At 70.9% G+C, this 23,984-nt stretch carries 23 protein-coding genes; 14 read left to right on the plus strand and 9 right to left on the minus strand.

The window, feature by feature from the left end:
- Nucleotides 1-55: 55 nt before the first annotated feature.
- The 3 genes from ligD to ACFVT5_RS30795 are packed head-to-tail and all read left to right on the plus strand — an operon-like array spanning nt 56 to nt 1,982.
- Nucleotides 56-937 carry a non-homologous end-joining DNA ligase gene (gene ligD, locus ACFVT5_RS30785; protein WP_389894730.1) on the plus strand — a complete coding sequence of 294 codons (882 nt, stop codon included), beginning with the start codon at nt 56-58 and terminating at the stop codon, nt 935-937.
- Between the two features lie 59 nt (nt 938-996).
- Complete coding sequence (locus ACFVT5_RS30790) at nt 997-1,317, plus strand: hypothetical protein (protein WP_389894732.1); 321 nt, start codon at nt 997-999, stop codon at nt 1,315-1,317.
- Complete coding sequence (locus tag ACFVT5_RS30795) at nt 1,317-1,982, plus strand: nucleotidyl transferase AbiEii/AbiGii toxin family protein (RefSeq protein ID WP_389894734.1); 666 nt, start codon at nt 1,317-1,319, stop codon at nt 1,980-1,982. Before ACFVT5_RS30790 ends, ACFVT5_RS30795 begins: the two co-directional genes overlap by 1 nt.
- A 75-nt stretch (nt 1,983-2,057) precedes the next feature.
- Here ACFVT5_RS30795 and ACFVT5_RS30800 read toward each other — a convergent pair whose 3' ends face one another.
- Nucleotides 2,058-2,867 (minus strand): NERD domain-containing protein, encoded by an 810-nt coding sequence (locus ACFVT5_RS30800; RefSeq protein WP_389894735.1) that lies wholly within the window; start codon nt 2,865-2,867, stop codon nt 2,058-2,060.
- 228 nt (nt 2,868-3,095) lie between these two features.
- On the opposite strand from ACFVT5_RS30800, the gene ACFVT5_RS30805 reads away from it, so the two are divergent.
- The 7 genes from ACFVT5_RS30805 to ACFVT5_RS30835 all read left to right on the plus strand — a co-directional run bounded on the left by ACFVT5_RS30805 (nt 3,096) and on the right by ACFVT5_RS30835 (nt 10,500).
- Nucleotides 3,096-3,872, plus strand: a complete 777-nt coding sequence (locus tag ACFVT5_RS30805; protein ID WP_389894737.1) for a hypothetical protein — start codon at nt 3,096-3,098, stop codon at nt 3,870-3,872.
- Entirely contained in the window at nt 3,869-5,143 is a 1,275-nt protein-coding gene (locus ACFVT5_RS30810) for an ATP-binding protein (protein ID WP_389894739.1), read from the plus strand. Before ACFVT5_RS30805 ends, ACFVT5_RS30810 begins: the two co-directional genes overlap by 4 nt.
- A 163-nt stretch (nt 5,144-5,306) precedes the next feature.
- The gene (locus ACFVT5_RS30815; RefSeq protein ID WP_389894741.1) at nt 5,307-5,726 is read left to right on the plus strand and encodes an SH3 domain-containing protein; all 420 of its coding nucleotides are present in this window, start codon (nt 5,307-5,309) and stop codon (nt 5,724-5,726) included.
- 100 nt (nt 5,727-5,826) lie between these two features.
- Entirely contained in the window at nt 5,827-7,182 is a 1,356-nt protein-coding gene (locus ACFVT5_RS30820) for an FtsW/RodA/SpoVE family cell cycle protein (RefSeq protein WP_389894743.1), read from the plus strand.
- Nucleotides 7,179-8,672, plus strand: coding sequence for a peptidoglycan D,D-transpeptidase FtsI family protein (locus tag ACFVT5_RS30825; protein ID WP_389894745.1), 1,494 nt, complete (start codon nt 7,179-7,181; stop codon nt 8,670-8,672). Before ACFVT5_RS30820 ends, ACFVT5_RS30825 begins: the two co-directional genes overlap by 4 nt.
- Before the next feature lie 137 nt (nt 8,673-8,809).
- Nucleotides 8,810-9,739, plus strand: coding sequence for a diiron oxygenase (locus ACFVT5_RS30830; RefSeq protein WP_389894747.1), 930 nt, complete (start codon nt 8,810-8,812; stop codon nt 9,737-9,739).
- Nucleotides 9,740-9,774: 35 nt separating this feature from the next.
- Nucleotides 9,775-10,500, plus strand: a complete 726-nt coding sequence (locus tag ACFVT5_RS30835) for a TetR/AcrR family transcriptional regulator (RefSeq protein ID WP_389894749.1) — start codon at nt 9,775-9,777, stop codon at nt 10,498-10,500.
- A gap of 23 nt (nt 10,501-10,523) precedes the next feature.
- On the opposite strand, the gene ACFVT5_RS30840 is transcribed toward ACFVT5_RS30835, so the two are convergent.
- A complete protein-coding gene (locus tag ACFVT5_RS30840; protein ID WP_389894751.1) occupies nt 10,524-11,285 on the minus strand; it encodes a carbonic anhydrase in 762 nt (253 codons plus the stop codon).
- A 172-nt stretch (nt 11,286-11,457) separates the two neighbouring features.
- On the opposite strand from ACFVT5_RS30840, the gene ACFVT5_RS30845 reads away from it, so the two are divergent.
- Nucleotides 11,458-11,748 carry a hypothetical protein gene (locus ACFVT5_RS30845; protein ID WP_389894753.1) on the plus strand — a complete coding sequence of 97 codons (291 nt, stop codon included), beginning with the start codon at nt 11,458-11,460 and terminating at the stop codon, nt 11,746-11,748.
- Nucleotides 11,749-12,001: 253 nt separating this feature from the next.
- The gene (locus tag ACFVT5_RS30850) at nt 12,002-13,153 is read left to right on the plus strand and encodes an NlpC/P60 family protein (protein WP_389894754.1); all 1,152 of its coding nucleotides are present in this window, start codon (nt 12,002-12,004) and stop codon (nt 13,151-13,153) included.
- Nucleotides 13,154-13,235: 82 nt separating this feature from the next.
- Here ACFVT5_RS30850 and ACFVT5_RS30855 read toward each other — a convergent pair whose 3' ends face one another.
- From ACFVT5_RS30855 to ACFVT5_RS30875, 5 genes are read right to left on the minus strand one after another with little or no spacing between them, the layout of a single operon-like run.
- Complete coding sequence (locus ACFVT5_RS30855) at nt 13,236-14,468, minus strand: styrene monooxygenase/indole monooxygenase family protein (protein ID WP_389894756.1); 1,233 nt, start codon at nt 14,466-14,468, stop codon at nt 13,236-13,238.
- Nucleotides 14,469-14,488: 20 nt separating this feature from the next.
- Nucleotides 14,489-15,160 carry an ATP/GTP-binding protein gene (locus ACFVT5_RS30860; RefSeq protein ID WP_389894758.1) on the minus strand — a complete coding sequence of 224 codons (672 nt, stop codon included), beginning with the start codon at nt 15,158-15,160 and terminating at the stop codon, nt 14,489-14,491.
- Nucleotides 15,141-15,566 (minus strand): DUF742 domain-containing protein, encoded by a 426-nt coding sequence (locus ACFVT5_RS30865; protein WP_389894759.1) that lies wholly within the window; start codon nt 15,564-15,566, stop codon nt 15,141-15,143. The genes ACFVT5_RS30860 and ACFVT5_RS30865 overlap by 20 nt, the downstream gene beginning before the upstream one ends.
- On the minus strand, nt 15,563-16,042 hold the full coding sequence (locus tag ACFVT5_RS30870; protein ID WP_389894761.1) for a roadblock/LC7 domain-containing protein: 480 nt from the start codon (nt 16,040-16,042) through the stop codon (nt 15,563-15,565). The genes ACFVT5_RS30865 and ACFVT5_RS30870 overlap by 4 nt, the downstream gene beginning before the upstream one ends.
- The gene (locus tag ACFVT5_RS30875; protein ID WP_389894763.1) at nt 16,039-18,645 is read right to left on the minus strand and encodes a nitrate- and nitrite sensing domain-containing protein; all 2,607 of its coding nucleotides are present in this window, start codon (nt 18,643-18,645) and stop codon (nt 16,039-16,041) included. The genes ACFVT5_RS30870 and ACFVT5_RS30875 overlap by 4 nt, the downstream gene beginning before the upstream one ends.
- Before the next feature lie 359 nt (nt 18,646-19,004).
- Between ACFVT5_RS30875 and ACFVT5_RS30880 the strand changes: the two genes are divergently transcribed.
- A complete protein-coding gene (locus ACFVT5_RS30880; protein ID WP_389894765.1) occupies nt 19,005-19,790 on the plus strand; it encodes a protein phosphatase 2C domain-containing protein in 786 nt (261 codons plus the stop codon).
- A 34-nt stretch (nt 19,791-19,824) separates the two neighbouring features.
- Here the strand turns inward: ACFVT5_RS30880 and ACFVT5_RS30885 are convergent, their stop codons facing one another.
- Nucleotides 19,825-20,328 carry a MarR family winged helix-turn-helix transcriptional regulator gene (locus tag ACFVT5_RS30885; protein WP_389894767.1) on the minus strand — a complete coding sequence of 168 codons (504 nt, stop codon included), beginning with the start codon at nt 20,326-20,328 and terminating at the stop codon, nt 19,825-19,827.
- Between the two features lie 306 nt (nt 20,329-20,634).
- On the opposite strand from ACFVT5_RS30885, the gene ACFVT5_RS30890 reads away from it, so the two are divergent.
- Complete coding sequence (locus tag ACFVT5_RS30890) at nt 20,635-21,483, plus strand: lysozyme (protein WP_389894769.1); 849 nt, start codon at nt 20,635-20,637, stop codon at nt 21,481-21,483.
- Nucleotides 21,484-21,564: 81 nt separating this feature from the next.
- Here the strand turns inward: ACFVT5_RS30890 and lon are convergent, their stop codons facing one another.
- Entirely contained in the window at nt 21,565-23,976 is a 2,412-nt protein-coding gene (gene lon / locus ACFVT5_RS30895) for an endopeptidase La (RefSeq protein WP_389894771.1), read from the minus strand.
- Nucleotides 23,977-23,984 lie beyond the last annotated feature (8 nt).

A 23,984-nucleotide genomic window follows, 5' to 3' on the forward strand; every position in this document is an offset into this window, starting at 1 on the left:
CCCGTCACCAGGTGCTGAATATCCCAAAAATCCCCTTTCATGGGATTCTCATCGTATGTCGCCTCTGATCGAGGTGGAGGGGCGGCGGCTGGCGCTCAGCAATCTCGACAAGGTGCTGTATCCCGGTACCGGCTTCACCAAGGGCGAGATGCTGCACCACTACGCGACCACCGCCGACCCGCTCCTCGCCCATCTGAAGGACCGTCCCGTCTCGTTCCTCCGCTTCCCGGACGGGGTCGAGGGGCAGCGCTTCATCACCAAGAACCCGCCGCCCGGCACACCCGACTGGGTCCGCACGGCCGAGGTACCGCACTCCGAAGGTGGCCAGATGCAAGTGGTCATCCAGGATCTGGCCACTTTGATGTGGGCGGCCAACCTGGTGACCGAGTTCCACACGCCCCAGTGGCGGGACGGCTCCGCCGGGCAGGCCGACCGGCTCGTCCTGGACCTGGATCCGGGGGCGCCGGCGACCGTCGTGGACTGCTGCGAGGTCGCGCTCTGGCTGCGGGAGCGCTTGGCGGACGACGGCCTGGACGCCTACGTGAAGTCATCCGGCGCGAAGGGACTGCATCTGCTGGTGGCGCTGCGGCCGACACCGTCCGCCGAGGTCACGGCATACGCGAAGCGGCTCGCCATCGCCGCCGAACGGGCACTGCCGCGACGGGTCACGCACCGGATGACCCGGAGCCTGCGTCCCGGCAAGGTCTTCGTCGACTTCAGCCAGAACGCCGCCGCGAAGACGACGGCGACCCCGTACACCCTCCGCGCCCAGCCGACACCGACGGTCTCGGCCCCCCTGACCTGGGACGAGATCACATCATGCACAAACCCGTCCGACCTCACGACCGAGGCCGAGGACCTGACCTCCCGCCTGGAACGCTACGGAGACCTACTGGCCCCCCTACTCGACCAGGACCAGGCGGGAACGGTCCCGTAGGTCCGCCCCCGGTTCACGCCTCAGTACCGTGGTCGGACAGCTTGCGGCATGCTGGGTCCATGAGCAGGTACGCCGCAGCCAGGATCTACGCGCTGCCGGAGTCGCTCGACGAACTCGTCGGGCCGACATCCGGTGCCGTGACGCTGCCCCGCCACATCGACTGGGGCCCGCACTACGTGTACGACCTGACCGACGAGGCCGACCTGCTGCTCATGTACGAGCGCGTCATCCGGGAAGCCCAGGCACCAGCCGATCTGTGGACGCACCTCAACGCCACGCTGCTGCGCCGACACTGGACGGACCTGTTCCTGCCCTCCCCCGTCCGTACGGCCTGGCAGGCCCGGTTCCCCGAACTCTCAGCGACGGCGGCCGCCGCGTAGTGGACGAACTGCACCGCCGCCTGATCCACATCGGGCTCGACGCACTGGCCGACGACTTCGGCTACGCCCTCGCGGGCGGCTACGCCGTCCAGGCGCACCGGATCGTGAATCGCGTCAGCGACGACGTAGACCTCTTCGCCCCGTTCGACCGGGCCGCCGCGGAAATGCCCGCGGCCACCGAACGGGTCGTCGCCGCCTACGAAGCCGCGGGCTTCGCCGTCGAACTCGCGCACCAGAATTCCGAGCACACGTATACGAGGCTCAACGTGACGGATCCGGCGAGCGGGATCCAGAACAAAGTGGAACTCGTCGCCGAGTTCCTGCACCACCCGCCGGTGACGTCCGAACTCGGTCCCGTACTGCACCCCGACGATGTCGCCGCCGGAAAGATCGCCGCACTGGACGGCCGGGCGGAAGTCCGCGACGCGATCGACGTCGACGGGCTCCTCAAGGCCGGGTTCACCCGTGAGCGCCTGGTGGAGCTGGCGAAGCAGAACGACGACGGCTTCGACCCTCACATGTTCGCCGACTCACTCGCCCGCGTACGGCGCTACACCGACAAGCAGTTCGCCGCATACGGCCTCCACCCGGCAGAGGCCGCCGCCATCCGAACCCAATTCGCCGACTGGCAGCGCCAACTGAACTCGCCCGAAACCGAGAACTAGGCAGCCGCGAAGCGAGCCCGAGCAGCACCCCTGGCTGATCAGGGTGGGTGGGAATGCCGGTGCGGAAAGGTCCGGTTACAGGCGGAGCCAAGTGTTGCGGTCTCTTGCCAGCCCGAACACCGCCTCCACGTCTGCCGACTTCAGCACGCCCCCCTCCCGGCCAAGCTCCCCGAGGTCGACGTCCCGTACCACCCGTACATCCCGTACCCCCGGCGCCACCGCGACCTCGCTCGCACCGACGACGGCGAGCACGGGGCGTACATCGGCGGTGAGTGCGTACGAGGCCCGGTCGGCGATGCTCCGGACCGTGCGGACCAGCGGTGCCGCCGTCCGGCCCGCCCTGACCACGGGGTCCCCCACCCGTACCCGCCGGCGCCGTGCGTACAGGGCGTACAGCGCGAAGAGCCCGCCGGGTCCGATCAGCAGATGCGGGATCCGGTCGCCCCCGGGCAGCGGCACGGAGTGCAGGGTGCGCCACCCGCCGCCCTCGAAGCCGTCCAGCGCCCCGCCGACCGTCTCCTCCGCCGCCAGGGCGAGCCGCCGGGGATCGGTGCGCAGGAAGCGGCCACCGGCGGCCCGCCCTGGCTCGCGTTCGATGGCGATCCGCAGGGCCTCGCCGGGCCGGTTCGGGGCGAGGTCGTCGTCGGGGTGGAGGCTGAGCCGGGCCAGTTCGGCGGAGGTCGGTACGGGCGGCGGTCCCACGGTGACCTGCCCGCTCAGGAAGGGCGCGAGCACGTCCAGTACCCGCTCACCGTACGGTCGGCTCAGTACGTTGACGCGGGCCGCGTCACGGTCGTACCAGGCGACGTTTCTCCCGTCGGGCAGACAGACGTAGAGCCGTTCCCTGCCGTTCCGCCAGGTCGGTATGACGCGCAGTCCGGTCATGCACCATCACCCCATGACCATGGGAACAGCCCGCCTGCCCGAGGGCAAGCAGAAGAGCCGAAGTCGCCCGGCCCGACAGCGGCCCCACCACCGGGCCCCACCACCGGGCGAACAAAAAGGAAATCCTTACTAATAAGGTGTACGGGGTCCAACCCCCGCTTCCGGCCCCAGCCCCCTACCCGCACCCCCTACCCCTTACCCCCTACCCCTTACCCCCACAGGAGCCCCGTGTCCCCCCGCCGCCCCGCCCGCCGCACGGCGACCGTCACCGCCCTGCTCCTGGCCGTGTGCGGCGGCGCACTCCTGACCGGGTGCGGTGACCCCGGCGGTCTGGAGGGCGCGGGCGCCACCCCGACGGCCGTCGGCCCGGCCCGGCTCTGGCCGGACCTGACACCGGCGTCGACCCCCGCGTACGACTACGACGAGGCGAACACCGAGACGGTCAAGGGCCTCACCGCCCCGGGTGACGACATCCACAAGCTGGACCCGCTGACGGTCCTGCGTACCCAGGCCAAGGAGCACCCGGACACCTTCACCGGCCCGAACGCGCTGGACAAGGACACGGCCCGGAAGATCACCGAGTGCGCCGGCGAGGGCGGGAGCTGCCCGGTGCTCAAGGCGTACTACCGGGACCTCACGGGCGACGGCAAGGACGACCTGGTGGTCGGGATCCGTAGGCACGACGGTCAGCTCGCCCTCCGCGTCTACGCCTTCGAGCAGCACACGCTGACGCAGATCATGGCCACGTCGGACGCGGTGATCGGCGTGGAGCTGGCCGGCCGCGACCTGGTGATCAGGGCGGTGTCGGGGATCGCCGGGTACGAGTACCGGACGGTGTGGGCCTGGGACCGGCATCAGCACGCGATGCTGCCGACGAAGGACGAGATCCTGCGGGTCGGCGGCGCCTCCGCGAAGCCGGCCCGCCCCCGCCCGACCCCGACGACATCCCCCACCGTGTCCCCCGCCGCCTCCCCGACCGCCCCCACGACGCCGAGCACCCCATGAGAAACCCCCTCCCCGGCCTGCCCTCCCGCCTCCGTTCCTGGACCGCGACCCTGAACTGGAAGGCGGCGGCCTTCATCACCGTGATGTGCTGCGCGCTCGCCGCGCTGCTCGGCGTGCTCGTGCACGCCTCGGTGACCAACCAGACGGTGAGCCAGGCCCGCGACCGTGCGCTGACCCGGCTCACCGAGGCCACGCAGGCGTTCGAGGACGGGGACCGGCTCGGCCCCGGCGCGAGCCTGGACCCGGCGGGGCTGCCCGGCTCGCTCCGTGACCTGGCCCTCGCCGGGCATCGCGGCACGATGGTCGGCGGCTCCCCGCACCCCACGATGTGGGCGGCGGGACCGGTGGACGGCCACCGCGTACTGGCCGTGCAGGTCGACTACGCGCAGGGTGTCCGCACCATCGAAGGGCTCGACCGGGCCATCCTCGGCTCATCGGCGCTGGCGATCGGGGCGACGCTCCTGGTGGGCGCGTTCGCGGTGACCCGGGTGACCCGGCGGCTGCACGCGACGGCCCTGGTGGCACGGCGGATCAGCGCGGGCGACCTGGACGCGCGGGTGGACGATCCCCGGACGAAGGACCCGGCGCGCCCGCAGGACGAGGTGGCGGCGGTGGCGGGGGCGCTGGACTCCATGGCGTCGTCGCTCCAGCGCAAGTTGCTGAGCGAGCAGCGGTTCACGGCGGACGTGGCGCACGAACTGCGCACCCCGCTGACGGGGCTGCACGCGGCGGCCGAACTGCTCCCGCCGGGCCGCCCGACCGAGCTGGTACGGGACCGGGTCGCCACGCTCCGTACGCTCACCGAGGACCTCCTGGAGATCTCCCGGCTCGACGCGCGCAGCGAACGCGTCGACCTGGACGCGCACCGGCTGGGACCGCTGGCGGAGCGGGTGGTGCGCGGGTCGGGGGCCCCGGCCGAGGTACGGATCGGGCAGGACGTGTGCGTCGAGACGGACCGGCGCCGGCTCGAACGGGTCCTCGCCAACCTGGTGGCGAACGCGCACAAGCACGGACGGGCGCCGGTGGAGGTCTCCGTGGACGGCCCGGTGGTGACGGTCCGCGACTACGGCGACGGATATCCGGAGTACCTGGTGGAGCACGGTCCGCAGCGGTTCCGTACCGAGGGCGGCGCGCGGGGGCACGGTCTGGGGCTGACGATCGCGGTGGGGCAGGCCGAGGTGCTGGGCGCCGGGCTGACCTTCGCGAACGCGCCGGACGGCGGCGCGGTGGCGACGCTGACCCTGCCGTACCGGCCGGACGGATCTCCGTAACCCCTCGCGACCCGAGGGCGCGACGCCCCGGCGACCTCCTATGGCGCAGTGCGAGGGGCGCGACACCGACCCCCCTCTTAGGGTGAAACCCGGGCGTAAACACCCTTTCCCTCAGGGCCTGTTCGCGCCCGCTGTCCTTCACCCCCCTCCCCGAGGAGACTTCATGGTCCCGCGCTCCCTCCGTACCCTCACCGCCCGGCTCGGCATAGTCGCGGCCGGTGGCGCGCTCGCCGCGCTCTCCGTGCTCTCCGGTGCCGGTGGCGCGACGGCCGCCACGCCGGGCGCCGGAGCCGACAACGACCACGGGCAGGGCTACGGGAACGCGGGCCGCGACCACGACCGGTACCCGATCTACAAGGGCCGCGTGACGGCGAACGGCGGGCTCATCCTCCGGGACCGCCCCGACCGGGGCGGCCGGATCATCCGGGTCGAGCCGAGGGGCGCGATCGTGTCGATCTTCTGCAAGACGAAGGGCGAGCGCGTCGAGGACACCCGCCTCTGGTACCTCCTGACGGACGGCACCTGGGCGTGGGGTTCGGCCCGCTACGTCGACAACATCGGCAAGGTCCCGCGCTGGTGCTGAGACTCCCGCACCGGCTCTGCACTGACAGGCCGATTATCTCGACATAACGGGACATCAGGCATCCTCCTTGCTACGTTCCCGGAATGACCGGAACGACGGCATGACCGGAACAACGGCGAAGGCGGCGGCACCGTCCGCCCCCGCCGTGCGCGACCCCCGGCGCCGTGGCACCGAGCTGACCCTGATCGTGCTCGCCGTTCTGCTCGCCGTCTTCGGCTACTGCGCGGTGGGCATCGGCAGGAGCGGTTCCCTACCGCCCGACGCCGCCGGTTACGGCGCCGGGCTCGGGGTGCTCGCGCTGGTCGCGCACGGCGCGGTCCGCTTCCGTGCCCCGTACGCCGATCCGCTGCTGCTGCCGATCGCGGTTCTGCTGAACGGTGTCGGGCTCGTCCTGATCTACCGGCTCGACCTGGAGACACCGCGCGACCCGGCCGCGCCGGCCCAACTGATCTGGTCGACGCTGGGCGTGGGCCTGTTCATCGGGGTCATCGTCCTGTTGCGGGACCACCGGGTGCTCCAGCGGTACGCGTATCTGTCGGTGGTCGCCGCGCTGGTGCTGATGATCGTGCCGATCTTCTTCCCGGCGGTGAACGGCGCCCGGATCTGGATCCGGTTCGGCGGATTCTCCCTCCAGCCGGGCGAGTTCGCGAAGGTGCTGCTCGCGGTGTTCTTCGCCAGCTATCTCGCGGCGAACCGCAACGCCCTCGCGTACACGGGCCGCCGGATCTGGCGGCTCCAGTTGCCGACGGGCCGGGTGCTCGGTCCGATCGTGGCGATCTGGCTGCTGAGCGTCGTCGTCCTCGTCCTGGAACGGGACCTCGGCACCTCGCTGCTGTTCTTCGGCCTGTTCGTGATCCTGCTGTACGTGGCGACCGGGCGGACCGGCTGGATCGCGGTGGGCCTGCTGCTCGCGGCGGTGGGCGCGTTCGCGGTGGGCTGGCTCGAACCGCATGTGCACGGCCGGGTGCAGGACTGGTGGCATCCCTTCGCGTCGATCGACGCGGGGCAGGGGCCGAACCAGATCGCGCAGTCGCTGTTCGCGTTCGCGGCGGGCGGCATGTTCGGCACCGGTCTCGGTCTCGGGCACTCGACCCTGATCGGCTTCGCGGCCAAGTCGGACTTCATCCTGGCCACGGCGGGCGAGGAGTTGGGGCTCGCGGGACTGTCCGCGCTGTTCCTGCTGTACGGGCTGCTCGTGGAGCGGGGGTTCCGGGCCGGCCTCACACTGCGGGACCCGTTCGGACGGCTCCTCGCGATCGGGCTCGCGTCGATCGTGGCGCTCCAGGAGTTCGTGATCGCGGGCGGGGTGACCGGGTTGATCCCGCTGACGGGTATGGCGATGCCGTTCCTGGCGCAGGGCGGCTCGTCGGTGGTCACCAACTGGATCATCGTGGCGCTGCTGATCCGGGTCAGCGACTCGGCCCGCCGCCAGGACGACGAGGGGGCCTCCGAGTGACCCGATACATCCGGCACACGGCGGCGTTCTGCTCGCTGCTGCTCGCCGCGCTGCTGCTGAACGCGGCCCGTGTCCAGGTCATCCAGTCGGGTTCCCTGAACGACAACCCGGCCAACCGCCGCCAGGCCATCGCCCGTTACGGAGTGCCGCGCGGGGACGTCGTCGTCGGCGGCCGTCCGGTCACCGGCTCCACTGACACCCGGGAGCAGCTCCGGTACGAACGCACGTACACGGATGGCCCGTTGTACGCGCCGGTGACCGGTTTCGCGTCGCAGGTGTACGGGACGACGTTCCTGGAGCACGCCGAGGACAAGGTCCTCTCCGGCACCGATCCGATGCTGGCGCCGCTGCCGCTGTGGAACGACGTGACGCGGGGGCGCAGTCCGGCGGGCAAGGTCGTCACGACGATCGACGCGAAGGCGCAGCGCGCGGCGTACGCGGGCCTCGCCGGGCGCCGGGGCGCGGTGGCGGCGATCCAGCCGACCACGGGCAAGATCCTGGCGCTGGTGTCGGCGCCCTCCTACGATCCGCAGCGGCTGTCCGGGACGGGCGACGCGGTGGAGGGCGAGTGGGAACGGCTGAACGCGGATCCCGGGAAGCCGATGCTGAACCGGGCGATCCGGCAGACGTATCCACCGGGTTCGACGTTCAAGGTGGTCACCGCTGCGGCGGCCCTGGAGTCCGGCGTGGTGCGGAACCTGGACCAGCCGACGTCGTCACCTGACCCGTTCCGGCTGCCCGGGACGACGACCACGCTCAGCAACGAGGTGGACGGCTGCAAGGACGCGTCGCTGCGGTTCGCGTTCTCCTGGTCGTGCAACACGGTGTTCGCGAAGCTCGGCGCGGATGTGGGGCTGAAGGCGATGACGGGCACCGCGCGGGACTTCGGGTTCAACGACAAGGAGCTGCGGATCCCGTTCTCGGTGGCGGCGAGCAGTTTCGACCGGCACATGGACCAGGCGCAGTTGGCGCTGTCGTCGGTGGGGCAGTTCGACACCCGGGCCACGCCCTTGCAGATGGCGATGGTCGCGTCGGCGGTCGCGAACGGCGGCACCGTCAAGTCCCCCTATCTGGTGGACCGTACGACCTCGCCCGACGGGGTCCCGCTCCGCACCACGGGCTCGAAGACCCTGCACCAGGCGATGAGCGCGTCCACGGCGTCCCAGCTGCGGGACATGATGAGAGACGTCGTCGAGGAGGGCACCGGCACCAACGCGGCCATCCCCGGCGCCACGGTCGGCGGCAAGACGGGCACGGCCCAACACGGCATCGGCAACGCCGGCACGCCCTACGCCTGGTTCATCGCCTGGGCCCAGGACAACCACGCGATGGACCCGGCGGTAGCGGTGGCGGTGGTGGTGGAGGACGCCTCGGCCATCCGAGGAGAAATCAGCGGCGGCGGCACAGCGGCCCCCATCGCAAAAGCAGTCATGGAATCAATCCTCAAACACCCTGGGAACGACCCGAACCGGACGGGCCGCTCACGCTGAGGTCGGTCCGTGGTGTGGCAACAAGTGGTGTTTGAGGGATTGACGGGCTTGCTGACAGGGAGTCTCATAAGGGGTGACCGCCGGTAACTCGTGCGTCTCTTCCGGGGCGTGCGGTGATGACGACAGGGGGACTCGCCATGACGACCACGAGGGAACCGGGGATGGCGCGGGACGCGCTCGGTCCGCTCAAGGACCGGGAGCAGGTGGCCGAGCGGCTGCTCGAATCCTCCGCCAAGCACTCCTTCGACCCGGACAAGGAGCTGGACTGGGACGCTCCGGTCGAGGACGGCAAGTGGTTCTGGCCGCCGGAGCTGGTCTCGCTCTACGACACCCCGCTGTGGAAGAAGATGTCCGATGAGCAGCGCCAGGAGCTGGCGCGGCACGAGGCCGCCTCGCTCGCCTCGCTCGGCATCTGGTTCGAGATCATCCTGATGCAACTACTGGTACGGCACATCTACGACAAGTCCGTGACCAGCGCACATGTGCGGTACGCGCTCACGGAGATCGCCGACGAGTGCCGGCACTCCATGATGTTCGCCCGCATGATCAAGAAGGGCGGGGCACCCTCGTACCCCGTGTCGCGGCTGAACCACAATCTCGCGCGGATCCTGAAGACGGTGTCCACCACACCCGGCTCGTTCGCGTGCACGCTGCTCGGTGAGGAGATCCTCGACTGGATGCAGCGGCTGACCTTCCCGGACGAGCGCGTCCAGACCCTGGTGCGCGGCGTGACCCGCATCCACGTCGTGGAGGAGGCCCGCCATGTGCGGTACGCGCGCGAGGAGTTGCGGCGCCAGATGGTCACCGCGTCCCGCTGGGAGCGCGAACTGACCCGGCTCAGCTGCGGCGAGGCGGCCCGCGTCTTCTCCATCGCCTTCGTCAACCCGCAGGTCTACGCGGATGTCGGCCTGGACCGCCGCGAAGCCGTCGCCCAGGTCAAGGCCAGCGGCCACCGCCGCGAGGTCATGCAGACCGGCGCCAAGCGCCTCACGGACTTCCTCGACGACATCGGCGTCCTCCAGGGCGCGGGACGTCGGCTGTGGCGGTCGTCCGGGCTGCTCGCGTAACCCGCCCGTCCACCCACCCGGGTTACGCTGCCGATATGACCTCGGCAGCCGGCACCCGCGCGTACCGACGCCTCAGCGTCGAGGAGCGGCGCCGCCAGCTCCTCGACGCGGCCCTGTCGCTCTTCGCGCAGCGCGCCCCCGAGGAGGTCGCGCTGGACGATGTCGCGGAGGCGGCCGGCGTCTCCCGGCCCCTGGTCTACCGCTATTTCCCGGGCGGCAAGCAGCAGCTCTACGAGGCGGCCCTGCGTTCGGCCGCGCACGAGCTGGAGCAGTGTTTCGCGGAGCCCCAGGACGGCCCGCTCACCCGCCGCCTGTCCCGCGCCCTGGACCGCTATCTCGCCTTCGTGGACGAGCACGACGCCGGATTCAGCGCGCTGCTCCAGGGCGGCAGCGTCGTGGAGACCTCCCGTACCACCGCGATCGTGGACGAGGTACGCCGCTCCGCCGCCGAGCACATCCTCGCCCACCTGGGCACCGAGGACCCGGGCCCCCGGCTGCGGATGACCGTACGGATGTGGATCACGGCCGTCGAAGCGGCCTCGCTCATCTGGCTGGACGAGGAGAAGCAGCCGCCGCTCGACGAGCTGCGGGACTGGCTGGTCGAACAGTTCGTGATGGCTCTCGCGGCGACGGCGACCCGCGACGAGCGGGCCGCGGAGGTCGTCCGGTACGCACTGTCCCTGGAGACCTCCGACGGCCCGCTCGGCGCCCTGGTCCGCCGGATGCTTCCGCTGGCGGGGGACGCGGCGCACCTCCTGTGACGGGTGCGCCCGGGTCCGGGCGCTCAGAGCAGCCGCACCAACTGGTCGCTGAGTTCGTACCGCGCGCCCACCACACCGAGCTTGCCCGAGGCGATCAGCGGGGCGAGATCGGGCTCGGCGGCGAGCCGGGACCGTACGAGCCGGGTCTGCGCGCTGATCGTGGCGTCGATCCGCGCGTTCCCGGTCTGGCCGTGGTCTATGGCCGGGCGTATCTGGTCCGCCAAGTACTGGATGTGCGCGGGCAGATGAGCGCCGGACTCGTCCGCCTCGACGGCCGCCTTGACCGCGCCGCAGGACTGGTGACCGAGCACGAGGACGAGCGGGATCCCGAGTTCGAGCACCCCGTACGCGACGCTGCCGAGTACGGCCTCGTCCAAAACCTCGCCCGCCGAGCGGACCGTCAGCAGATCGCCGAGCCCCTGGTCGAAGACCAGCTCGGGCGGCACCCGCGAGTCGACGCAGCTCAGCACCACCGCGAACGGGTGCTGCCCCGCGACCAGTTCCTGCCGGGTCACCCCGCTCTCGTGCGGATGCCGCTGCCGGAAGTCGTGCCAACGCTTGTTGCCCCGGACGAGTTCCCGCAGGGCGGCGTCGGGGGTGCTGACGTCCACGGGCGCGGGCCGGGACCCCGCACTCGCCGTGCCGGTCCCGAGGGCGGTGGCCGCGCCGACGGCGGCGGTCCCGCCGAGCGCGGCGCGCAGAAGGGTACGGCGCCTGGTGTCGCCGGAGCCGGAGGGGGCGTCGGATCGGCCGCCGCTCCGGAGAAGTTCACGGTTGAGGCTCACGGCCCGTGACCGTAGTCCTGGTGCTCCGGGGGCCTGATCCAACTTTGCGGCCCGATGGGAAACCTTTCACCAATGCCTGACTGTGCGTTGTGTCGACGGACCGCATATGACCCGGTACGCGCGTCCGGGCGCCGGTGCCCTGGGGCGGGTGGGTCTGGGTGACACTGGAGGGGTGAAGAGCGAAGACACCCCGTTCGTCGGAGGCCCCCTGGACGGTCGCGTCCTGCCCGTGCTGCTCGGCCCGACCGGACACCCGCCGAAGGTGTACCGGGTCCCGGTCCCGGACGCCGACGGCGGCCCGCCGACCGTGCTCGTCTACCGCAGGGTGTCCGTCACCGCGGGCCGCCGGTTCGCACTGCACCGGGGCTGGACGTACGAGTACGACCCCGAGGGCGACTCCGGCGGCGGCCTCCGCTGGCCGTGGTCGAAACCGCGACGTAGTCCTGCCGGACCGCCTCCGTAAGCGCTCGGCCGGAAGTGCCGCGCTATGCCGTCGATCGTCCGCGGCGCCGTCGTGGCCGGTCGCGCAGTTCCCCGCGCCCCTTCGGGGCACTGACCTCACCCCCGGCCCCCCGGTCGGACAATCTGCCCACCCGTATACCCGGACGAGTGAGGTCCTTGGGCCGAACCGCCCAGCGACAGGAGTGGACACGGCACGGTCCGGCCGATGCTCACCTTGCGGGGCCCACCCGGTGCCCCACGGCGGAGGTGACGACATGTCAGGCAGGCTGGTGCGCAAGGCGGGTACGGCGGTCGTGGCAGCGGTGACGGCGGGCACACTCCTCGCGTCGGGTACGGCGATGGCGGCGCCCGGACCCGGGGAGCGGCTCGAAAAGCGGTCCGTACCCAAGCTTCTGACCGATCTTCAGACGCTGTACCGGCAGACCGAGGAGGCCACCGAGCGGTACAACGGCACCGAGGAGAAGCTGAGACGGCAGCAGGAGCAGGTCGGCCGGCTGAACGCCCGGCTGGCCAAGGCACGGGTCGCGCTGCACGACAGCCGGGGCGCGGCGGGGCGGCTCGCGCGGCAGCAGTATCAAGGCAGCAGCGACTTCTCGTCCTATGTACGGCTGCTGCTCGCCCGTGACCCGCAGCAGGCCCTCGACCAGACGCATGTCCTCCAACGGGTCTCGCTGAATCGCGTCGAGACCGTGGACCGGCTGGCCGACGGCGAGAAGGAGGCGAACACCCTGGCGGCCTCGGCCCGTAAGGCGCTGGACGACCAACTCACCCTGGCCGAGCGGCAGAAGAGGGAACGGGACGATGTCCAGAAACGGCTGGGGGAAGTCGAGAAGCTGCTCGCCTCACTGACCGCAGGGCAACTCGCCGAACTGGCCCGTCTGGAGGCCGCCGGCACCGCCGAGGCCCAGCGGAAGTTCGTCGCGTCCGGCGCCCTGAGCAGCGCCCGGCCACCGTCGAGTGCCGGGAACGCGGCGCTGCGGTACGCGGTGGAGCAGATCGGGAAGCCGTACGAGTGGGGGGCCGAGGGGCCCGGAGCGTACGACTGTTCCGGGCTCACCTCGCAGGCGTGGGCGCATGCGGGGCAGGAGATTCCGCGGACCAGTCAGGAACAGTGGGATTCGCTGGAGCGGGTGCCGCTCGGGGAGCTTCGGCCCGGGGATCTGGTGCTCTATTTCCCCGGGGCCACGCATGTGGGGATCTATCTGGGGGACGGCATGGTGGTACAGGCACCCAGGCCCGGTGCGGCGGTGAAGGTGTCACCGATCGCGGCGAATCCCGTGCTGGGGGCTGTGCGGCCGGATCCCTCTGCCGAGGGGATGTCGGGGTACCGGCCGCCGGTGTTGCCCGCGGGGGCGCGGGACGGGTCTGACGCGGGGTACGGGTTGGATGTGGCACCGTCACCTTAGGCCGCACCCGGCACTTGGGGCTGTGCCCACCCGTCCCGCCCTGCGGGACACCTGCCCACAGCCAGGCAGGGTGAGGCGAGGGCTAGCCCGTGATGCTTGCCAAATATGCTTCCGTCTTCGCCGGGTCGTAGAAGAAGTTCTCGAAGTCCGACGGGTCGTTGAAGCCGTTGGCGAAGCGGTTGGCGGCCGGCTGGAGGGCGCCTGCCGCGCCGATGAGGTTGAGGACGTGCTCCGGGGGGACGCCCAGCATGGCGTTGGTCCACTTCGTGACGTGCTGGGCAGTCTCCCAGTAACCGTCGAAGGTGGCTCGCATCCACGCCTCGTCGAACGGCTCGTCACCGTGTTTGACGATCGACTCCAGATACGCGGCGGCACACTTGGACGCCGAGTTGGAACCCTGCCCGGTGATCGGGTCGTTGGCGACGACGACGTCCGCGACCCCGAGGACCGCTCCCCCGCCGGGCAGCCGCCCGATCGGATTGCGGACGGTCGGCGCGTACCGGCCCGAGAGCGTCGCCTGGGCGTCCGTCAGCTCGACCTTCGTGGCGCGCGCGTACTCCCACGGAGTGAACCGCTCCATCAACTCCAGTGTCAGGGACAGGTGTTCCGCCGGGTCCTTGACGCCCTGGAAGACATCGAGCGGGCCGCCGGGAACGCCCTCCCAGAACAGGATGTCGGCGCGGCCCGACGTGGTCACCGTCGGCATCACGAACAGCTCGCCGACCCCGGGCACCAGGTTGCAGCGGACCGCGTCGTAGTCGGGGTGCTCGGGCCGGACGCCGAGCCCGTGGACATAGGCGACGGCGAGTGCGCGCTGCGGCTGGGCGTACGGGGAGCGCGAGGCGTCACGGCCGAACATCGACACCAGCTCGCCCTTGCCCGCCGAGACCATCACCAGGTCATAGGTGCGCGAGAAGAAGTCCAGGTCGGAGACGGCGGCGCCGTGGATGACGAGCTGGCCGCCGCGCTGCGCGAACGTCTCCATCCAGCCGGCCATCTTCACACGCTGGTCGACGGACTGCGCGTAACCGTCGAGCTTGCCCACCCAGTCGATGACCCGCTGCGACTCGGGACCGGCGACGGAGACCCCGAGGCCCTCGATCTTCGGGGCCTGGGACTCCCAGAAGTTGATCTGGAGGTCACGCTCGTGCTGGAGCGCGGTGTGGAACATGCACTGGGTCGACATGACGCGGCCCGACCGGATCTCGTCGGCCGTGCGGTTGGACATCAGGGTGACCTCGTACCCCCGCGACTGGAGGCCGAGGGCGAGCTGGAGCCCGGACTGGCCGGCTCCGACGATGAGTATCTTCCGCATGCGGGTGCTCTCCTGTGGACTTATTCGGGACTGACGTGGAGGGCGTGACCGACCAGGGCGAGCAACGCCTCGACCACCGAGATCCGCTGCCGCGCGTCCATGATCAGCACGGGGACGTGCCGGGGCACCGTCAGGGCCTCGCGTACGTCGTCGGTCGCGAACCGCTCACTGCCGTCGAAGTGGTTGACGGCCACGACATACGGCAGCCCGCAGCTCTCGAAGTAGTCCAGGGCCGGGAAGCAGTCGTCCAGGCGACGCGTGTCCGCGAGGACGACGGCGCCTATCGCGCCGCGCACCAGGTCGTCCCACATGAACCAGAACCGCTGCTGGCCCGGCGTACCGAACAGATACAGCACCAGATCGTCATCGAGGGTGATCCGGCCGTAGTCCATGGCGACCGTGGTGGTCGTCTTCTCCGGGGTCGCCGTCAGATCGTCGGTGCCCTCGCTGGCCTCGGTCATCAACGCCTCCGTCTGGAGGGGCTCGATCTCCGAGACGGCGCCGACGAGCGTGGTCTTGCCGACGCCGAAGCCGCCCGCCACCACGATCTTCGTGGCGATCGGCGCGCGCGTCCGGTCCATCTGCCACGCCTGGAGCCGCTCCCCGGGCTTGGCCGCCCCTACGGTTCGGGCCATGTGATCCGCACGTGCCGCGTGATCGGACGGCAGCGGTTCAGAGACGACGGAGTCCACTCAGCACCCTTTCCAGCAGCGCGCGGTCCGGCTGTCCCGGGCCGTGACCGGTTCCGTATACACGGATTTTTCCCTGGTCCGCCAGATCACTGAGGAGTACGCGGACCACGCCGAGCGGCATCTTCAGCAGCGCGGCGATCTCGGCCACCGTGCGCATACGGCGGCAGAGTTCGACGATGGCCCGCATCTCGGGCATGACCCGGGTCGACAGCGAGCCGTTGGGCAGTTCAAGGCGCTCGTCCGGTGCCTCCAGGGCGGCGACGAACGTCTCGACCAGCAGGACGTGCCCGAACCGGGTGCGTCCGCCGGTGAGCGAATAGGGCCTGACCCGGGCGGGTTTTCGGTCGCCGCCGCGTACCGGCAGCCTGCCCGTGCCGTAGGGGGCCTCGGCGTTCGGCGTACTCACTGGGTGCTCTCCATCGACTGGCGCAGTTCGCTGCGGAGTTCGGGGGTGAGGACATGTCCGGCCCGGCCGACGAAGAGGGCCATGTGGTACGCGACGATGGTCATGTCGCAGTCGGGCGTGGCGTACACGCCGAGGAGGGAACCGTCGCTGATCGACATGATGAAGAGGGCACCTTCCGCCATCGCGACCATGGTCTGCTTGACACCGCCACCGTCCATCAGCTTGGCGGCGCCGATGGTGAGGCTACCGATCCCGGAGACGATGGTGGCGAGGTCGGCCGCCGAACCCTTGGGGCCCGTGATCCGTTCGGCGGGGCGCTCCGATCTGGTCCCGGGGTCGGAGGAAAGGATCAGCAGTCCGTCGGAGGAGACGACCGCGACCGAGAGCAGGCCGGGCACCTCCTCGATCAGGTTCGTCAACAGCCAGTGCAGATTGCGTGCTTCACTGCTCAGTCCACAAGTACTGGGCGCAGTCAACTGCTTGCCTCCTCGACAATGTCCCCCTCGACTTCCTCGGTGAGTTCGGCCGCCACATCGCGCCGCCCCGCCTTCGCCCCCTGATGAAACCCACCGAGCTTACGTCGCAACGCCTCGGCATCGACGCCACCGGCTCGCGGCGCGGGCACGGCTTCCGGTTCGGAAACCTTGGGCGTCCGCTTGGGCAACCCTTTGTCGGTGACGCGCGGAGCCTCGTCGGCGGCACGGTGATGAGCGTCGCCTTCCGGTTCCTGTCGGTCCGCGGCGGGCGGCGCCGTGAATTCCAGCGTCGTCTCGGACTCATGCTGATGAACGGCCCGTTCAGCCGCGGCGATCAGCGGATCAGGGCTCCTGCGCACAGGAAGAACGTTCGAGTTGGCCTCGGCCTCGGACCCGGGAAGACCGACCAGGGGAGCCGCCCCCGCGACCGGCGGAGCACTCCGCTGAGGCGCCATCGCGGCGGCGGGCTCGGCCGCCAGCAACGCCTTCGGCAGCACCGCTACAGCCGCCACCCCACCCTGCTTCTGCTCCCGCAACTGCACCCGCACCCCGTGCCGGTGCGCCAGCCGGGCGACCACGTAAAGACCGAGCCCGAGCCCGTTGTCGTCGTCCCGTGCCCCGGGCTCGCAGCCGGGGTCGTCGGGGTCGAACTCGGAGAGCCGTACGTTGAGTTCACGCAGCCGCTCCGAGGTCATCCCGATGCCCTCGTCCTGGACGGAGAGCATCACCTCGCCGTTCTCCAGGAGCCACCCGGAGACCTCGACGGTCGCGTCCGGCGGGGAGAACGAGGTGGCGTTCTCCAGGAGTTCGGCGACGAGATGGCTGAGGTCGTCGGCGGCGAAGCCGACGACATGGGCGTGCGGCGGCAGCGAGGTGATACGGACCCGCTCGTAGCGCTCGATCTCGCTGACGGCGGCCCGCGCCACATCCACGAGCGGTACGGGTCCCGCGTGCTGGTGGACATGCTCGGCACCGGCGAGGACCAGCAGGTTCTCGCTGTGCCGACGCATGACGGTCGCGAAGTGGTCCAGCTTGAACAGGGTGGCGAGCCGGTCCGGGTCCTGCTCGCGGTCCTCCAGGTTCTCGATGACGGCGAGTTGCCGCTCCACGAGCCCGAGGGTGCGCAGGGCGAGGTTCACGAAGGTGCCCTCGATGCTGCCGCGCGCCCGCTCCAACCGCTCGGTGGCGTCGGCGAGTTCGGCCCGCATCTCGGCCCGTTCGTCGGCCATGCCCGAGCGCTGGCCGACGAGGTGCTTGCGGTCGGACTCCATCGTGGTGAGCCGCTCGTGCAGGGACACGGCGTACGCGTGCAGGGCGTTGACGGAGCCGATGACCTGGGCGAACTCGTCGTTGCGACCGGTGAAGCGGATCGGCTCCTCGGTGCCCGGGTCGGCGGCGACGCGTGCGGAGCCGAGGCGCAGCACGGCGAGCGGACGGGTCAGCGAGCGGGCCATGCCCATGGAGACGCCGACGGCGAGCAGGAGCAGCGCTCCGGTGAGCGCGATCCGGATCTCAAGGGCGGTGACCGCGTCGTCGCGGAGCTGTTCGAGGTGCTTGACCCGCTGGGTGCCCAGCGACGCCTCGACGCCGCGCATCAGGTCGACCCGGGCGGTGAGCGCGGCGTCGATCTTCTGCGCGCTCAGCTCCAGGTCGTCGTCGCTGAGCGCGGGCTGGTCGGTGAGGTCGGCGAGGTACTTCTCGGCGGCGGTGACCGAGGGGCCGTTGACGGTGGAGTCGTACGACGCGGCGTCCGCGGTGGGCGCGGAGTCGTGGAAGTCGGCGAGCGCCGCCCGCTCGCGGACGTGGGCCTCCTGGGCGGCGGCGCTGAGCTGCCCGCGGGCGCGTTTGTCGGCGGCGGACTCGTTGGAGACGGTGACCGGGAGTCCGGTGATCGGGTCGATCGTGGTGGTGGTGCCGGTGGTGTGCGGCACGGCGTAGGCGGCGAGCAGCAGACCTCGGGCGGCGGACGCCTGTTCGACGGCCCGGTCGAGGTCGCCGAACGCGCGGATCCCGGCGCCGGCGTCCGGTGGCGCCAGTTCGGCGAGGTCCTCGGTGAGCTGGTGGAGCGCGGTGATGACCTTCGCGTACGCCTGGTGGGCCGCCAGGGCGCCACCCTTGCCGGTGAGGGCGGCGCGGCGGGCGGTGGCGACGGCGTCGAGGTCGTCGCGCAGCGGCGCGGGGGCCTCGACGCGGAGTTCCTGGACGCGCCGGTCGACGCGGGCGCTGCGCTGCTCGGACAGTCCCTTGCCGTCGGGGCGTCCGACGGCGATCCAGGCGGTGACCTCGTCGCGTTCGTCGGCGAGCGCGTTCGCGAGGGTGACGGCCTGCTGGGTGCGCTCGGCGAGCGTCACCAGGTTCTGGGCGTCGTTCACGTCCCCGGAGGCCGCCACGATCGCCGGGGCGCCGGCGCCCGCGATGGCGGCGGCCACCACGGCTACGGAGATGATCAGACGGTTGCGGACCCGCGCGCGGCGGGCCCGGGGCCCCGGCCGCGGTGACCCGCCCGACCCGCCGGGCGCGGCGGCTGTGCCGTCCGCTGCCCCTTCCGTGGCCGACTTCCTGCCCTTGCGCCGAGGCCGCAGTTTCTGCACCGGTGCTCGCATTCCTGACTCGTCATACCCATGGGCCCGGGTGACGATCCGTCAACTCAGGCGTCCCACCCGGTACGGCTCCAGACCATTCCAGTGCCGGTGAGCAGTGGTCGCGCATCGCCTCGCCCGCCACCCGAAGGAGTGAACATCGACGGGGAGTTGGGCGGCAAGTTCCCGTGGCACGCGCAAAGCGACCGTACGGGGCGCCGGTTGGACGTGATCGTCAGGCTTTGGCAGGATGCCCCGCCACGCCTCCCCCCGAGTTGATCATTACCGTCCAAAACCGGCGGGTGACCAGCAGGTACGGTCCAATGTCCGAGGGACACGCCGATGCTCCCGAGAGGCGCCGGGGGCTCGGGCAGACTGGCGGCATGCGCATCGACATCGCCACCGCTCCCGGTGACCCCGACCGCCCCAACGAGGACTTCGCATCGGTGGCGGTTCCGGCCTCCGGCCAAGGGGGATCGCTGGTCGTCCTGGACGGGGTGACACCGCCGTCCGGGGACGACGGATGCCGTCATTCGGTTCCGTGGTTCACGGCACGGCTGGGGGGCGCGCTCGGCGAACTGTCCGTTTCGCGGCGAGATCTGACGCTGCGGGAGGCCCTTTCGGCGGCGATTGTGCGTACGGCGGATGCACATCGCGCCACATGTGACCTTTCTCACCCGAGGACGCCTCAGGCAACGGTGGTCCTGGCGCGGTGGGACGCGGAGCGGGTGGAGCATCTGGTCCTGTCCGACTCGGCGCTGCTCCTGGAGCGGCCGGACGGGGGCGTGGACGCGGTGCTCGACGACCGGCTGGCGCGCGTTCCGAGGGCCGCGCTGGCGTCTGCGGCAAGTGTGGACACGACGCTGCGGAACCGTGAGGGCGGGTTCTTCACGGCGGCGGCGGATCCCTCGGTGGCCGGCCGTGCGGTGGTGGGGGTCGCGTCGCGGGACGAGGTCCGGTCCCTGACCGCCCTGACGGACGGCGCCACGCGCTGGGTGGAACGCTTCGCCTCCGGCGACTGGCAGGACTGCCTCACCGTCATCCGAAAGGAGGGCGCCCAGTCCCTGATCGACCGGGTCCGGGATCTGGAGTCCTCACCGGAGGGACGGGCGGTACTGGGCCGGAGCAAGCCGCATGACGACGCCGCGGTGCTGTACGTGGAGTTTTAGGCACCGTCACCTTTCACGGCACCCGGCGGTCCGCTCACTGCTCGGCGCGAGCGTTGAGGTGGTGCAGGAGGCGGGCCAGCTCCGCCACCTCCCCCCGGTCCCAGTCCGCCAGTTGGCGGACATACCGCGCGCGCCGGGCGTCCCGTACCGCGCGGAAGCGGGTGCGGCCCTCGTCCGTGAGCTGGATCAGATAGGCGCGCCCGTCCGCCGGATCGGGTTCGCGGGCGACCAGGCCGAGGTCTTCGAGGGCCCGCAACTGCCGGCTCATCGTGGCCTTGCCGACCCCGAAGTACGCGGCGAGTTCGGTGGCCCGCTGCCGCCCGTGTTCCTCCAGACGGACCAACAGCCCGTAAGCGGCCGGTTCAAGGTCGGGATGGACCTCGCGGGCGATCTCCCCGGACGAGGCCCGTGCCCTCCGCAGAAGGACCGTCAACTCCCGTTCGAGGGCGAGGAATTCGTGGTCCACACCACTTCCCGACGCGTCGATTTCGGCGATCTGCCGCTCTCCGTTCCCGCCCTCGTGCACGTCAGCAGCCATGACCCGGTTTCCCACCTCTGAAAGTTTCTTTCAAACGCGGCCATCGCCGCAGCTCCGTCAGTATTTCGTAGGAGTAGACCAACGGCAGCCATCGGACCCTCTTCCCACCCACCCGTTTACGTGCGTAGCTTCGGTACCAGTGACATGCATCCGACAATGTGACACATCGTCGGCCGCGCCCGCACCGCACCGCACCGCACCGCACCGCACCGCACCGCACCCACACCGTGCACCGTCACACACGGCACCCGCACTCCTCGCACCTGATCCCCCCACCCAGCCACATCAGGCCATCGGAGGCACGATATGCCCGTGCACAGATCCTTAACCGCCCGCCGTTCCCGTCTGTCCGTGATCGGAATCCTTCTCGCGGCGCTCAGCCTGCTGTTCGCCCTGCCCTCGGCCGCGCAGGCCGCCGACACCGACGCGACCCCGTCCCCCTCGACTCCCCCGCGCGGCTCGGCCCACTTGGGCATGGGCGTCATCGAACACGACGGCCAGGGCGGACTTCCCCGTGACAACCGCGCCGTCCAGACCGAGGGCGTGGACGTGAGCAGCCATCAGGGCAACGTCGCCTGGTCGACGTTGTGGGGCAGCGGCGTCAAGTGGGCCTACACGAAGGCCAGCGAGGGGACGTACTACACGAATCCCTACTTCGCGCAGCAGTACAACGGCGCCTACAACGTGGGCATGATCCGGGGCGCGTACCACTTCGCGACCCCCGACACCACGAACGGCGCAACGCAGGCCAACTACTTCGTGGACCACGGCGGCGGCTGGTCCCGCGACGGCAGGACCCTGCCGGGCGCGCTGGACATCGAGTGGAATCCGTACGGCGCCGCGTGCTTCGGCCTCTCGCAGAGCGCGATGGTGAACTGGATCCGGGACTTCGTGAACCAGTACCGCGCCCGTACCGGCCGTGACGCCGTCATCTACACGGCGACCAGCTGGTGGACGCAGTGCACGGGCAACTCGGCGGCGTTCGGCGCGACCAACCCGCTGTGGATCGCCCGCTACGCCACCGACCCGGGCGCTCTCCCGGCCGGCTGGGGCTTCTACACGATGTGGCAGTACACGTCGTCCGGCCCGACGGTCGGCGACCACAACAAGTTCAACGGCGCCCTGGACCGCGTCCAGGCCCTCGCCAACGGCTGACCCTCCGTAGGCACTCCGACGCGCGGAAGGCCCGGCACCCTCGCGGGTACCGGGCCCTTCCTCATCTCCCGTTCGCGTCCGTCACGCCGCGACCGGAAGCTCCGCGCCGTTCGTCGCCGGGGCGAGGGCGATGTCCAGGACCTGGCGGACGTCCGTCACCGGGTGAACGTCCAGCTTCGCCAGGACCTCGGCCGGCACATCGTCCAGATCGGCCTCGTTCCGCTTCGGGATCACGACCGTCGTGACACCGGCGCGGTGGGCGGCAAGCAGCTTCTGCTTCAGACCACCGATGGGCAGCACCCGGCCGGTCAGCGAGACCTCACCGGTCATCGCCACATCCGTACGGACCAGGCGTCCGCTGAGGAGCGAGGCGAGGGCGGTCGTCATGGTGATGCCCGCGCTCGGACCGTCCTTGGGTACCGCGCCCGCCGGGAAGTGGATATGCGCTCCCCGGTCCTTCAGATCGCCGACCGGCAGTTCCAGTTCGGCGCCGTGCGAGCGGAGGAAGCTCAGCGCGATCTGCGCCGACTCCTTCATCACGTCGCCGAGCTGACCGGTCAGGGTCAGTCCGGCCGCGCCGGTCTCCGGGTCGGCGAGTGACGCCTCCACATAGAGGACGTCTCCACCCGCTCCGGTGACCGCGAGCCCGGTGGCGACACCGGGGACGGCGGTGCGCCGCTCGGCGGGGTCCTGCGCGGACTCCGGCACATGGTGCGGCCGTCCGATCAGAGCGCGCAGATCGTCGTCCGTGACGGTGTACGGCAGTTCCCGCTGGCCCAGTTCGTGCTGGGCCGCGACCTTGCGCAGCAGCCGGGCGATGCCCCGCTCCAGGTTCCGTACGCCCGCTTCCCGGGTGTACTCGCCCGCGAGCCTGCGCAGCGCGCTCTCGGCGAGGGAGACCTCGTCCTGGGCCAGACCGGCCCGCTCCAGCTGACGCGGCAGCAGGTGGTCCCGGGCGATGACGACCTTCTCGTCCTCGGTGTAGCCGTCGAGGCGGACCAGCTCCATACGGTCGAGCAGGGCCTCCGGGATGGCTTCCAGGACGTTGGCCGTCGCCAGGAAGACGACGTCGGACAGGTCGAGTTCGACCTCCAGGTAGTGGTCGCGGAAGGTGTGGTTCTGCGCCGGGTCGAGGACTTCGAGCAGGGCCGCGGCGGGGTCGCCGCGGAAGTCGGAGCCGACCTTGTCGATCTCGTCGAGCAGGACCACCGGGTTCATCGACCCGGCCTCCTTGATCGCGCGCACCACCCGGCCGGGCAGCGCGCCGACGTACGTACGCCGGTGGCCGCGGATCTCCGCCTCGTCCCGGACACCGCCGAGCGCGACGCGGACGAACTTGCGGCCCATGGCGTGCGCCACGGATTCGCCCAGCGAGGTCTTGCCGACGCCGGGCGGGCCGACGAGCGCGAGCACCGCGCCGCCGCGCCGTCCGCCGACGACTCCGAGGCCCCGCTCGGCGCGCCGCTTGCGCACCGCCAGGTACTCGGTGATCCGTTCCTTCACATCGTCAAGACCGGCGTGCTCGGCGTCGAGCACGGCACGGGCGCCCTGGATGTCGTAACGGTCCTCGGTCCGCTCCTGCCACGGCAGTTCGAGGACGGTGTCGAGCCAGGTGCGGATCCAGGAGCCCTCGGGCGACTGGTCGCTCGCGCGCTCCAGCTTCTCGACCTCCTTGAGCGCGGCCTCACGGACGTTCTCGGGAAGATCGGCGGCCTCGACACGGGTCCGGTAGTCGTCGGACTCGTCCTCTTCCCCCTTCTCCCCGTTCAGCTCGCGCAGTTCCTTGCGTACGGCTTCGAGCTGGCGGCGCAGCAGGAACTCGCGCTGCTGCTTGTCGACGCCTTCCTGGACGTCCTTGGCGATGGACTCGGCGACGTCCTGCTCGGCGAGGTGCTCGCGGAGCTGCTCGGTGGCGAGCTTCAGCCGGGCCACCGGGTCGGCGGTCTCCAGCAGGGTGACCTTCTGTTCGACACTGAGGTAGGGCGAGTAACCGGAATTGTCGGCGAGCTGCGACACGTCCTCGATCGCCTGTACGCGGTCGACGACCTGCCAGGCACCGCGCTTGCGGAGCCAGCTCGTGGCGAGCGCCTTGTATTCCTTCACGAGCTCGGTGACGGCACCGGGCAGCGGCTCGGGCACGGTCTCGTCGACCGCGGTGCCCTCCACCCAGAGGGCGGCACCGGGTCCGGTCGTACCGGCACCGATCTTCACGCGGCCACGGCCCCGGATCAGGGCGCCCGGGTCCCCGTCGGCGAGTCGCCCCACCTGTTCGACGGTGCCGATCACGCCGGTGCCCGCGTACGTCCCGTCGATACGGGGGACGAGCAGCACCCGTGGTTTGCCGGGCGCCGAACGGGCGGCGGCCTGGGCGGCCTCCACCGCGGCGCGTACATCGGTGTCGTTGAGGTCGAGCGGAACCACCATTCCGGGCAGCACGACCTCGTCGTCGAGCGGCAGCACGGGCAGGGCGAGCGGTGTGGACTCAGCAGCCATGATCTCCC

Origin of the sequence: Streptomyces sp. NPDC058001 (genome assembly GCF_042886315.1) — a bacterium.
In the GTDB taxonomy this organism is placed as follows: Bacteria; Actinomycetota; Actinomycetes; order Streptomycetales; family Streptomycetaceae; genus Streptomyces.

What these genes read in the sequence shown, in the direction of transcription:
- ACFVT5_RS30875 (WP_389894763.1), bottom strand. Translation starts at nt 18,645, where the DNA reads ATGCGAGCACCGGTGCAGAAACTGCGGCCTCGGCGCAAGGGCAGGAAG.
- ACFVT5_RS30850 (WP_389894754.1), top strand. Translation starts at nt 12,002, where the DNA reads ATGTCAGGCAGGCTGGTGCGCAAGGCGGGTACGGCGGTCGTGGCAGCG.
- ACFVT5_RS30820 (WP_389894743.1), top strand. Translation starts at nt 5,827, where the DNA reads ATGACCGGAACAACGGCGAAGGCGGCGGCACCGTCCGCCCCCGCCGTG.
- ACFVT5_RS30810 (WP_389894739.1), top strand. Translation starts at nt 3,869, where the DNA reads ATGAGAAACCCCCTCCCCGGCCTGCCCTCCCGCCTCCGTTCCTGGACC.
- ACFVT5_RS30835 (WP_389894749.1), top strand. Translation starts at nt 9,775, where the DNA reads ATGACCTCGGCAGCCGGCACCCGCGCGTACCGACGCCTCAGCGTCGAG.
- ACFVT5_RS30830 (WP_389894747.1), top strand. Translation starts at nt 8,810, where the DNA reads ATGACGACCACGAGGGAACCGGGGATGGCGCGGGACGCGCTCGGTCCG.
- ACFVT5_RS30885 (WP_389894767.1), bottom strand. Translation starts at nt 20,328, where the DNA reads ATGGCTGCTGACGTGCACGAGGGCGGGAACGGAGAGCGGCAGATCGCC.
- ACFVT5_RS30815 (WP_389894741.1), top strand. Translation starts at nt 5,307, where the DNA reads ATGGTCCCGCGCTCCCTCCGTACCCTCACCGCCCGGCTCGGCATAGTC.
- ACFVT5_RS30880 (WP_389894765.1), top strand. Translation starts at nt 19,005, where the DNA reads ATGCGCATCGACATCGCCACCGCTCCCGGTGACCCCGACCGCCCCAAC.
- ACFVT5_RS30855 (WP_389894756.1), bottom strand. Translation starts at nt 14,468, where the DNA reads ATGCGGAAGATACTCATCGTCGGAGCCGGCCAGTCCGGGCTCCAGCTC.
- ACFVT5_RS30800 (WP_389894735.1), bottom strand. Translation starts at nt 2,867, where the DNA reads ATGACCGGACTGCGCGTCATACCGACCTGGCGGAACGGCAGGGAACGG.
- ACFVT5_RS30790 (WP_389894732.1), top strand. Translation starts at nt 997, where the DNA reads ATGAGCAGGTACGCCGCAGCCAGGATCTACGCGCTGCCGGAGTCGCTC.
- ACFVT5_RS30890 (WP_389894769.1), top strand. Translation starts at nt 20,635, where the DNA reads ATGCCCGTGCACAGATCCTTAACCGCCCGCCGTTCCCGTCTGTCCGTG.
- lon (WP_389894771.1), bottom strand. Translation starts at nt 23,976, where the DNA reads ATGGCTGCTGAGTCCACACCGCTCGCCCTGCCCGTGCTGCCGCTCGAC.
- ligD (WP_389894730.1), top strand. Translation starts at nt 56, where the DNA reads ATGTCGCCTCTGATCGAGGTGGAGGGGCGGCGGCTGGCGCTCAGCAAT.